General features: G+C 72.4%; 9 protein-coding genes and 3 pseudogenes. 6 read left to right on the top strand and 6 right to left on the bottom strand.

Going from position 1 to position 9,841, the window contains the following annotated elements; genetic code table 11:
- Positions 1–100: pseudogene (locus FB157_RS09475) on the top strand (IS481 family transposase); the annotation flags it as partial.
- An 11-nt stretch (positions 101–111) separates the two neighbouring features.
- On the opposite strand, the pseudogene FB157_RS09470 reads toward FB157_RS09475, so the two are convergent.
- Positions 112–510: pseudogene (locus FB157_RS09470) on the bottom strand (alcohol dehydrogenase); the annotation flags it as partial.
- Between the two features lie 233 nt (positions 511–743).
- Here FB157_RS09470 and FB157_RS09465 point away from each other — a divergent pair.
- Positions 744–974 (top strand): hypothetical protein, encoded by a 231-nt coding sequence (locus FB157_RS09465; protein ID WP_145877847.1) that lies wholly within the window; start codon positions 744–746, stop codon positions 972–974.
- A gap of 114 nt (positions 975–1,088) precedes the next feature.
- Here FB157_RS09465 and FB157_RS09460 read toward each other — a convergent pair whose 3' ends face one another.
- From FB157_RS09460 to FB157_RS09450, 3 genes are all read right to left on the bottom strand, one after another.
- Positions 1,089–2,312: a serine hydrolase gene (locus tag FB157_RS09460; protein ID WP_145877846.1), complete on the bottom strand. Its 1,224-nt coding sequence runs from the start codon at positions 2,310–2,312 to the stop codon at positions 1,089–1,091.
- Positions 2,313–2,373: 61 nt separating this feature from the next.
- Positions 2,374–3,735, bottom strand: coding sequence for an MFS transporter (locus tag FB157_RS09455; protein WP_145877844.1), 1,362 nt, complete (start codon positions 3,733–3,735; stop codon positions 2,374–2,376).
- Entirely contained in the window at positions 3,732–4,310 is a 579-nt protein-coding gene (locus FB157_RS09450; protein ID WP_145877842.1) for a TetR/AcrR family transcriptional regulator, read from the bottom strand. Before FB157_RS09450 ends, FB157_RS09455 begins: the two co-directional genes overlap by 4 nt.
- Positions 4,311–4,398: 88 nt before the next feature.
- Here FB157_RS09450 and FB157_RS09445 point away from each other — a divergent pair, with 88 nt between their 5' ends.
- Positions 4,399–4,836 carry a PPOX class F420-dependent oxidoreductase gene (locus tag FB157_RS09445; RefSeq protein ID WP_145877841.1) on the top strand — a complete coding sequence of 146 codons (438 nt, stop codon included), beginning with the start codon at positions 4,399–4,401 and terminating at the stop codon, positions 4,834–4,836.
- A 50-nt stretch (positions 4,837–4,886) separates the two neighbouring features.
- Here FB157_RS09445 and FB157_RS09440 read toward each other — a convergent pair.
- Positions 4,887–5,786, bottom strand: a pseudogene (locus FB157_RS09440) (NAD(P)-dependent oxidoreductase); the annotation flags it as partial.
- 89 nt (positions 5,787–5,875) lie between these two features.
- On the opposite strand from FB157_RS09440, the gene FB157_RS09435 reads away from it, so the two are divergent.
- Both FB157_RS09435 and FB157_RS09430 read left to right on the top strand, forming a co-directional pair.
- A complete protein-coding gene (locus FB157_RS09435) occupies positions 5,876–6,472 on the top strand; it encodes a TetR/AcrR family transcriptional regulator (RefSeq protein WP_145877837.1) in 597 nt (198 codons plus the stop codon).
- A 53-nt stretch (positions 6,473–6,525) separates the two neighbouring features.
- Positions 6,526–6,867: a VOC family protein gene (locus tag FB157_RS09430; RefSeq protein WP_145877835.1), complete on the top strand. Its 342-nt coding sequence runs from the start codon at positions 6,526–6,528 to the stop codon at positions 6,865–6,867.
- Between the two features lie 108 nt (positions 6,868–6,975).
- Here the strand turns inward: FB157_RS09430 and FB157_RS09425 are convergent, their stop codons facing one another.
- On the bottom strand, positions 6,976–7,641 hold the full coding sequence (locus tag FB157_RS09425) for a TetR family transcriptional regulator (protein ID WP_145877833.1): 666 nt from the start codon (positions 7,639–7,641) through the stop codon (positions 6,976–6,978).
- 245 nt (positions 7,642–7,886) lie between these two features.
- Between FB157_RS09425 and FB157_RS09420 the strand changes: the two genes are divergently transcribed.
- Positions 7,887–9,779 (top strand): glycosyltransferase family 39 protein, encoded by a 1,893-nt coding sequence (locus FB157_RS09420; protein WP_145877831.1) that lies wholly within the window; start codon positions 7,887–7,889, stop codon positions 9,777–9,779.
- The last annotated feature ends 62 nt before the right edge of the window (positions 9,780–9,841 follow it).

The following is a 9,841-nucleotide window of genomic DNA, read 5'->3' as shown; positions in this document are numbered from 1 at the left end:
AGACTTTCTCCACACCTACAACCACCACCGCTGCCACACCGCACTCGGAGGCCAGCCCCCGATCAGCCGAGTGAACAACGCTGCGGGTCAATACATCTAGGAGCGCGGTTCGATGATCCATGGGTACGGGAGTGCGAGGTCGTCGCCACCGAGCATGCCGACGCCGCCTTTGAAGACGACGCGGCCGTACTCGCGCACGGTCATGGCCGCCGCACGCGAGGCCGAGCTGGGTGCGCTCGGCGGGAGCAGGTCGATCACCATGTCGATCGGGTCTTCGGCCGCCGTGGACATCGCCGCGCGGTCTGGGGCCTCGTCTCCGGTCGGCTGGACCGGGCGCAGACGCGGACCGAAGCGGTCGGCGAGGAGGTCGAGCGCGGCCTGGTTGCGGCCCGGGGCGACCACGCGGCCCGCGCCCATCGCGAGCGCGACCGCGGTGCTGCCGAGGTTGCCGGTGGCCCCGCTGACGAGCAGTGTCTCTCCGGCTGCGAGCCCGCCTGCCAGCAGCCCGCCTCGCAGCCCGACACGTCCTCCACGACCACCTCCGGGCAGTCACGATCTCGGCTTCGAGTCCGGCGGTCCACCTGGGGTCAAGTCTCAGGACGTCGGGATCCAAGGTCACCGTGCGCGTGCCGATCGCCTTGCCCGACGACTGGATTGGTGCGCATCCGAGGAAGGCGCTACAGGGCCGCGCCACCCCACTCGTTAGGCTGACGGCCGGACTGATGGAGCGGTGAGGGGTACGGATGCTGGTCACCCAGTGGATGCCGCGTGACGGGGAGCACACCGGGCCCATCTCGACCGGGCCTGCCGTGGTCCTCCTCGCGGTGGGCGGCGTGGCCATCGTGGCAGCGGGCGCGGCGGCCGCTCTCTCGCGGCGGCAACACGGTTCCGCAGGCCTGACCGGCCGGCTGTACGGGCTCGGGGCGAGCATGTGCGTTCTGGGTGGGTTCGCACTGCTCATTCGCCATGTGTAGCCGGCCATCTGCGGTGCGGGGGGCGGTGAGACGCGGGAGGGTTGGTGCCTGCCTCCCGCCGTGCCTGAATGCAGCCCGAGCCGCTCACGCAGTGGGACAAGCCGCCACCGGCGATCAGTCCACCAACGCCTCGTGCACCATTCGCCGCAGCTCCGGGAAGACCTTCAGCTTCTTCGTGCGTACCTGGGTCATGAACTGGACGGTCAGGTCGTGGGCCGGGTCGATCCAGAAGGCCGTGGTGGCCACGCCGGTCCAGCCGTAGGTGCCGAGGCCCTGGGGGGCGACGGTGCGGGCCGGGTCGATGACGACGGAGACGTTGAAGCCGAAGCCGAGGCCGTCGTTGTTGCGTTCCTGGTGGGTGGGGGCGCCGAAGGTGCGCAGGTCGGTGTTGCCGGGGAGGTGGTTGCGGGTCATCAGGGCGACCGTGTCGGGGGAGAGGAGGCGGGTGCCGTCCAGTTCACCGCCCCGGCGGAGCATCTCCATGAAACGGTGGAAGTCCTGGGCCGTGGCGACCATGCCGCCGCTGCCGGACAGGAAGCGGGGCCGGCCGCGCAGTGGCAGTCCGGGGATCGGTGTGATGCCGCCGTCCTCGGTCTCGCCGTACATCTCGGCCAGTCGCTCGGCCTGTCCGGGGCTGACGTGGAAGCCGGCGTCGGTCATGCCGAGGGGGTGGAGGATGCGCTCGGCGACGTACTCGTCCAGGGGGTGTGAGGAGACCAACTCGATGATCCTGCCCAGCACGTTGGAGGCGACTGAATAGTTCCACTGCGTGCCCGGTTCGAACTGCAGGGGCAGGCGCGCGTACACGTTCATCGTCTCGGACAGGTTCGCGCCGGGCGGCACGGACGACTCCAGGCCGGCCTCGCGGTAGAGGGTGTCCACGGGGTGTCTGTAGTAGAAGCCGAAGGTCAGGCCTGCCGTGTGGGTGAGCAGATGCCGGATGAGGATCGGGCCGGCGGCGGGGCGTGTGCGCACTTCGGTGCCCGCACCGCTCTCGTACACCTGGGGGTCGGCGAATTCCGGCAGGTAGCGGTCGACAGGGTCGTCCAGGGACAGGCGGCCCTCCTCCACCAGTTGGAGCACCGCGACCGCTGTGACGGGCTTGGTCATGGAGTAGATGCGCCAGAGGGTGTCCGTCTCGACGGGCAGCCCGGCCGCGACGTTCCGGTGGCCGTACGTGGTGAGGTGGGCGACGCGGCCGCCGCGGGCCACGGCCAACAGGAAGCCGGGCAGGCGGCCTTCGTCGACGTGCTGGGCGAAGCGCCGGTCGAGGCGGTCGAGGGCCTTCGGGTCCAGCCCGGCCTCGCCCGGGTCGACTTCCTGTCGCAGCTGTGCCATCGCTCTCCTCAGGTCGCGTCGTACGTGCGTGCGGGCAGGCAGGTCCGCCGCAACGCACGCCTCATCGTCGCGCAGGAATCCCGGAACGGACCTGTTCGTCAGGGGTGTGTGTGATCGACGCGACCCCGGGCCCCGGCAGTGCGCGGGCCGCCGGGACGGCGGTGGCGGCCACCGCGGCGAGTACGAGCAGCGCCGTCCGGGGGCCCGCGCCCATCAGCGCGGTGCCCGCGGCCACGCCGAGTACGGGCCCGATGTTGAGCGCGGTCTGCTGCAGGCCCCCTGCCACTCCGGCCACCGCCACCCGCGCCTGCCGTACGACCACGTGAGTGGCCGCCACCATCACCGTGCCGAACCCGGCTCCCAGCAGGGCGAAGGCGCAGCCCTGGGCGAGTGCGCCGGGGGCCCCGGACAGGACCAGGACGCCGAGGGCGAGCAGTGCCGTTGCCGTTGCCGTCGTTCGTCGTGCACCCAGCCTGCGCAGCAGTACCGGGCACAGCGGAGCGGACCCCACCATCAGCACCGCCAACGGCAGGCTGCGCAGGGCGCTTTGGAACGGGTCGAGGCCGAGTTCGCGCTGCAGCACGTACGTCTCGACGAACAGGGCTCCGAAGAGGGAGGCCGACGCTGCGACCAGGACGGCCAGGGCCGACCCGACCGCGGGTGAGCGGATCACGTCAGGGGGCAGCAGGGGGCTTGTGGCGCGGCGTTCGTGCCGTACGAAGGTGGCTGCGGCGAACGCGGCCATCGCCAGACCGGCGGCGACGGCCGTACCGGAGGCGGGCAGCGCGGTCAGCGTCCGGACGAGACAGGCCAGGGTCACGGCGAGGAGCAGTGCCCCCGGCAGGTCCAACGGGGTGTGGGAAGTCGGAGCGTGGCCCGGGTCGGGCAGGACCAGGGTCGTCAGGCCCAGGCCCACCGCCGGCAGCACACTCAGGAAGAACACCGCCTGCCAGCCCAGCCCGTTCACCAGCGCCCCGCCCAGCAACGGACCCGCTGCCGCCGCCAGGCCGATCGCGCCGGTGCGTATCGCGAGCGGCATCGCCAGCCGGTCCGGCGGGAAGGCGGCCCGCAGCATGCCGAGCGTGGCGGGCTGCAGCAGTGCCCCGAACACACCCTGTGCCGCGCGGAGTCCGATCACCCAGCCGATCGTGGGCGCCAGTCCGACGCCCGCCGAGGCGGCACCGAACCCCAGCATGCCGAGCGCGAACATCCGCCGCTGCCCGTAGCGGTCGCCGAGCCGGCCCGCGAACACCAGCAGGCTCGCCACCGCCACGAGGTACGCGGTGCTGGTCCACTGCACCTGCGCGTACGAGGCGTGCAGCGCCCGCTGCAGCGAGGGTTGGGCGACCGTGAGGACCGTGCCGTCGAGGGCTACGAGTACGGCGCCCGCCACACTGCTCACCAGGGTCAGCCGGCGGTTCACCGCCCGCCCTCCGGGCCCAGGTGGGCGAGGAGGGCCGTGTCCAGCAGCGCGCCGAAGTCGGGCTCGCCCGTGGCGAGTCGGAGGCTGCCCCAGCCCCACAGCTGGGCGATGCCGTGCAGGTTCGCCCACAGGGCGCCCGCCGTGCGCCGGGCGTCCGTCTCCGGGCGGACCCGGCCGACGAGGTCCGCGAGGACGGTGAACAGCGGCAGGCTCGTCTCTCGCAGCCCCAAGTGGCCGCTCTCCAGCAGATCGTGACGGAACATCAACTCGTACATGCCGGCGTTTTCCAGAGCGAAGTCCAAGTACACGCGGGCCAGTTCCCGCACCTGTGCGCGCGGGTCGCCGGTGCCGTCGAGTGCCGGCCGGACCCGGTCGCCCAGATCGGCGAACCCCCGTCGGGCGATGGCGGACAGCAGCTCCAGATGGGTGGGGAAATAGCGGCGTGGTGCCCCGTGCGAGACCCCCGCGCGGCGGGCGATCTCCCGGAGTGTCAGCGCCTGGACACCCTCGACGGCGACCAGGTCCACGCCGACGTCGATGAGGCGGGTGCGCAGCCCCGTGTCGGATTCGGTCATAGACAGTGTCTACCAGTTGGTAGTAGACAGTGTCTACTCATCTGTTCGGGTGGGGAATGCCCGTACCCTCGGGCCAGTTGACCCTCATATGACTCAGGACCCGACGCAGGACGCCCTGCTCAAGCTGCTCTCCGAGACGCGAGGCGGCGTGCTGGTCACGCTCAAGAGCGACGGCCGGCCCCAGCTGTCCAACGTCAGCCACGCCTACTACCCCGACGAACGGGTCCTCCGGATCTCGATCACCGACGACCGCGCCAAGACCCGCAACCTCCGCCGCGACCCCCGCGCCTCGTACCACGTCACCAGCCAGGACCGCTGGGCGTACACGGTCGCCGAGGGCACGGCCGAGCTGACGCCGGTGGCCGGGGACCCGTACGACGAGACCGTCGAGGAGCTGGTCCGGCTCTACCGGGACGTCCTCGGCGAACACCCGGAGTGGGACGACTACCGGGCCGCCATGGTCCGCGACCGGCGGCTGGTGCTGCGGCTGCCCGTCGAGCGGGTGTACGGCATCCCGAAGAGCTAGGGGGTTTCGTTTGGGCCCGGGCTGATCCGAACGAAACCCCCTGGGCCCGGCTACGGCACCTCGGCGGTCCGCGCCTCGATCGCCCGCAGTACCGCCACCATGTCCTCGCCGCCGTACCCCCGCGTGACCGTCTCCTCGAACAGGCCGTGGCAGACGTCGAGCAGGGGCGAGGCCAGGTGAGCCCTGCGGGCCGCCTCGGCGATGAGCCGGTTGTTCTTCAGGACGTCCAGGGCGGCCGCCTGCACCGCGAAGTCCCGCTCGCGCAGCTTGGGCGCCTTCATCCGGGAGACCCCGCTGGCCATGGGGCCCGCGTCCAGGACGTCCAGGAACAGGCGCCGGTCCAGACCCTGCCGTTCGGCGAAGTGGAAGGCCTCGGTCAGCCCGGTCACCAGGGTGATCAGGAAGAGATTCACGGACAGCTTCATCAGCAGTGCGCCCGGTGCCGCGCCGCACACGAACGTCTCCCGGCACAGGGGCGCCAGCAGCGGTCGCACGACGTCCACGGCGGACTCCTCGCCGGCCAGCATCGCCACCAGTTGCCCCTGCTCCGCCGGCACCCGGGAGCCGGAGACGGGTGCCTCCACGTACCGGCCGCCGGCCGCGCGGACGTCGGACTCCAGGGCGTGGGAGTACTCGGGGGACGTCGTGCCCATGTGGACGACCAGGCGTCCGGCGACCCGCGCGGGGAGGGCGGGGGTGCCGCGGCCGAGGACGGTGTCGGTCGCCGCCTCGTCCGCGAGCATCAGCAGCACCACCTCGGCCCGCGCGAACACCTCGTCCGCGTCCGCGGCGACCTCGGCGCCGGCCGTGCGCAACGGCTCGGCGCGCTCCGGAGTCCGGTTCCACACCACGAGGGGTGTGCCAGAAGTCGCCAGGCGCAGCGCCATCGGCTGACCCATCACTCCGAGACCGATGAATCCGACGTTCACGGGGGCCGCCCTTCGCTCTGCCGGCCGACTATGACCGCTGTCATAGTAGCGAGAGTTATGACACCGGTCATAGGGTGAAGGCCCAGGGTGAGGGCGATCGGAGGTCGGCCATGGCGCAGGCGCTGCACGGGCCGCGCGAGCGGATGGTGTTCAGTGCGGCCCAGTTGATCCGGCGCGACGGGGTCGGCGCGACAGGTATGCGGGACGTCGCCGCCCATGCCGGGGCACCGCGCGGTTCGCTCCAGCACTACTTCCCAGGCGGCAAGGAACAGCTGGTCAACGAGGCCGTGGCCTGGGCCGGACGGTACGCCGGCAAGCGCGTCGCCCGCTTCCTCGCGGGCCTGGCCGAGCCGACGCCGAGCAGTCTGTTCGCGGCGATGGCGGCCCAGTGGACGGGTGAGTACGAGACGGAGGGCTTCGCCGGGGGCTGCCCGGTCGCCGCTGCGACCGTGGACTGTGCTGCCACGGGCGCCTCCACACGCGAGGCGGCCGCCGCGGCGTTCGCGACCTGGCGCGCCCCGGTCGCCGAGGCCCTGACCTGCATGGGCGTCCCCGCCGCCCGTGCCGACTCCCTCGCGACCCTGATGATCAGCACCCTGGAGGGCGCGATTGTGATGGCCCGGGCCGAGGAGGACGTACGCCCGCTGCGGGCCGTGGTCCGCGAACTCGGGCCGCTGCTCGACGCGGCGGTGGTCCCCTCCGGGTGACGCCCTGCGCGCAGGTGCTTGTTCCGCGCGGTCCGCCGCACTAGCCTCCGCGCGTGATCAATGGGGCACATGTGGTGATCTACAGCCGTGACGCCGAAGCCGACCGGGCCTTCCTGCGGGACGTCCTCGGATGGGCGCACGTCGACGCGGGCCACGGCTGGCTGATCTTCCAGGCACCGCCCGCGGAGGTGGCCTGCCATCCGACGGACGGAGACCCGTCGCATGAACTGATGCTGATGTGCGACGACCTCGACGCGACACGGGAGCAACTCGCCGAGAAAGGCGTGGAGTTCGCCCAGCCGGTCGAGGAGGCCCGGTGGGGCCGGCTCACCGCGCTCCGGCTGCCGGGCGGCGGCCGACTCGGGCTGTACGAGCCGCGCCATCCGCGGCCCTAGGGCCCCGGACGGCGCGGCGCGGGGCGGACGGTCGGTGCCCGCGTTTCCGTCGTGTCGAGAGGCCGTGCGTGAGCCGATCGGCCCCGCGCCGGCCGGCGTCGGTCCGCGTCAGTCGGTGGCCCGCTCCGCGGTGAGGTAGGCGATCACCATGTCGCCCAGCATGGTCCGGTAGTGCCCGCGCTGCGCAGGGTCCACCAGGTCACGGCCGAAGAGGGCGCCGAAGGTGTGCCGGTTGGCGACACGGAAGAAGCAGAACGAGGTGATCATCGCGTGCAGGTCGACGGCGTCGACATCTGCCGTGAACAGCCCGGACTCCCGCCCTGTGACCAGGATCCGGCGGATCACGTCCAGCGCCGGCGAACCCATCCGCCCGAGCTTCCGGGAAGCCGCGATGTGCTCGGCGCCGTGGATGTTCTCGATGCTGACCAGCCGGACGAAGTCCGGGTGCTGCTCGTGGTGGTCGAAGGTCAGCTCGGCCAGACGCCGGATCGCCGCGACCGGATCCAGGTGCTCGACGTCCAGCCGCTGCTCGGCCTCGCGGATCACGCCGTACGCCCGCTCCAGCACGGCCGTGAACAGCTGCTCCTTGCCGCCGAAGTAGTAGTAGATCATCCGTTTGGTGGTACGGGTGCGCGCCGCGATCTCGTCCACCCGGGCGCCGTCGTAGCCGGCCCGCGCGAACTCCTGCGTGGCCACGTCGAGGATCTCGGCCTTGGTGCGGGCGGCGTCACGAGTCCGCCCGCCGGTGTGTACCGGTTCTTCGACGCTGGTCATCGGGTTCCTTCGGGCATGGGGCCAGTGCCGGTGATTGTAGAAGCAGGGCCCGGAACAGGACCCACCGGACAGCGGCTCGCCCCGGTGAGAGCCCGCCAAGCAGCGGGTGTGCCCGCGGTGAGACCTCGGTGAGACCCGGCCCCGCCTCGGTCACCGGCCCGCAGACCCGGCCGATACTCACCACAATCCGGGGCGTTCCCAGCGTCCCGGACCGTGACATCCCCGGGATGCCTGGAAGGCCGTTCATGCCGAGCCCCGCCAGCAAGCCACTCCTAGTCCGCCACGCCCCGCCGCCCATACCCGACACGGCCGTACGCGCCGGCGCCCCCCGCTACGAGCGCCCGGTGCTGGCCGCCGTCGCCGCGCTCTCGGCAGCGCTGTGTCTGTGGGGCCTCGGCAACAGCGCCTACCACTCCTTCTACGCGGCCGCCGTGCGCAGCATGACCGACAACCCGGTCGCCTTCTTCTACGGCTCCTTCGACCCGGCGAACTCCATCACCCTGGACAAACTGCCCGGCTTCCTGTGGCCGCAGGCCCTCTCCGCGCTGGTGTTCGGGTTCCACCCGTGGGCGCTGGTGCTGCCGCAGGCACTGGAGACCGTGGCCTGCGTGCTGCTGCTCCATGTCCTGGTGCGCCGCTGGGCCGGGGTGCCGGCCGGGCTGCTCGCCGCCGCGTTCCTCGCCCTGACCCCGGTGACCGTGGGCCTGGGCCGCTCGGTCACCGAGGACGCGCCGTTCGTGCTGCTCCTGCTGCTGGCCGCCGAGGCCACCTGGCGGGCCACCGCGCACGCCCGGCCGCGCACCCTGCTGCTCGCCGCGTTCTGGGTGGGTCTCGCCTTCCAGTGCAAGATGCTGGAGGCGTGGGCGGTGCTGCCCGCCCTGGCCGTGACCTACGCGGTCGCCGCTCCCACGACGCTCCGCCGCCGCGTCGGCCATCTCGCCCTGGCCGCGGCGGTCATGTTCGCGGTGTCGCTGTCGTGGATGCTGGTGGCCGCGTTCACCCCGTCCGGGGCCCGCCCGTACCTCGACGGCACCACCGACGACTCGCCGTTCGGGATGGTCGTCGGCTACAACTTCCTGACGCGCTTTCATGCCGTCGGCGTCGACGCGGCCGGCACCGGCAGCATCGTCGCGAGCCGGGCGGCCCACGGCGGCCACCGGTTGCCGCCCGGCATGGGCGACGGCATCTGGAAGATGTTCGGCCCGGGCCTGGCCACCCAGACGGGCTGGCTGTACCCGCTCGCCGCGTTCGGCCTCGTCTGCGGGGTGCTGGCGGTGCGCGGGCGGGGCCTGCCGCGCACGGACCCGCTGCTCGCCGGGTTCCTGCTGTGGGGGGTGTGGCTGGCGACCTTCTTCCTGGTGTTCAGCTTCGGCAGCGTGACCGGCCACACCTACTACATGGGCGTGGTCGCGGTGGCCGTCTGCGCGCTCGCCGCGGCCGGGGTGGTGCGGGCGCGGCGCAGTCGTGTGCTGCCCGTGGTGCTGCTGGCCGACGTCTTCTGGTGTGCGGCCCTGACGCTGTGGTACCCGCGCTTCTTCGCCTGGTCGGCGGTGTACGCCGTGGCCCTGGGCCTGCTCGCGCTGCTCCTGGCCGGCGCGCGCCGTGGCCCGGCCGCACTCGCCGTCGGCGTCTGTGCCGTCCTGCTGATCCCCGCCGTGTGGTCGGCCTCCGCGCTGTCCCTGCGCTACAACCAGCCCGGCGGCTTCGGCCGGGTCGGCCCCACCAGCACCCGTACCGGTTCCGAGCAGGCCACGCTCGGCCCCGAGCGGCAGCGGCTCCTCGCCTACCTGACCGCGCACCGCGACGGCGCCCGCTACCTGGCCGCCGTCCCCGGATGGCAGGACGCCGCGCCCTACGTCATCGCCGCCAACGCGCCCGTACTGCCGATGGGCGGCTTCACCGGCCGGGTCCCGTACCCGGCACCGGCGGCCTTCCACCGGCTGATCGGCTCCGGGCGGTTGCGCTACGTCGTCCTGTCGCGCGTCGACCTGCTCCCCGGCGCCCGTACCGGACGCCTCCCGGCCGGGACCCTGGTGCGCTGGACCACCGCTCACTGCCGGCTCGTCCTGCCCGCCGCCTACGACCCCGGTGACCGGACCCGGCTGCTGTACGACTGCGGCCCGGGTCACTCGGGGTGACCCGGGCCGTGGAAAGGGCCGCTAGGTCCTGTCGTCAAATTCCCGTCGTCGCCCGAAGGGCG

The sequence above is a fragment of the Streptomyces sp. BK340 genome, assembly GCF_007827595.1.
Taxonomy (GTDB): domain Bacteria; phylum Actinomycetota; class Actinomycetes; order Streptomycetales; family Streptomycetaceae; genus Streptomyces.
This window is presented reverse-complemented; position numbering and strand designations above follow the sequence as displayed.

What these genes read in the sequence shown, in the direction of transcription:
- FB157_RS09445 (WP_145877841.1), top strand. Translation starts at nt 4,399, where the DNA reads ATGACTCAGGACCCGACGCAGGACGCCCTGCTCAAGCTGCTCTCCGAG.
- FB157_RS09420 (WP_145877831.1), top strand. Translation starts at nt 7,887, where the DNA reads ATGCCGAGCCCCGCCAGCAAGCCACTCCTAGTCCGCCACGCCCCGCCG.
- FB157_RS09465 (WP_145877847.1), top strand. Translation starts at nt 744, where the DNA reads ATGCTGGTCACCCAGTGGATGCCGCGTGACGGGGAGCACACCGGGCCC.
- FB157_RS09425 (WP_145877833.1), bottom strand. Translation starts at nt 7,641, where the DNA reads ATGACCAGCGTCGAAGAACCGGTACACACCGGCGGGCGGACTCGTGAC.
- FB157_RS09450 (WP_145877842.1), bottom strand. Translation starts at nt 4,310, where the DNA reads ATGACCGAATCCGACACGGGGCTGCGCACCCGCCTCATCGACGTCGGC.
- FB157_RS09435 (WP_145877837.1), top strand. Translation starts at nt 5,876, where the DNA reads ATGGCGCAGGCGCTGCACGGGCCGCGCGAGCGGATGGTGTTCAGTGCG.
- FB157_RS09460 (WP_145877846.1), bottom strand. Translation starts at nt 2,312, where the DNA reads ATGGCACAGCTGCGACAGGAAGTCGACCCGGGCGAGGCCGGGCTGGAC.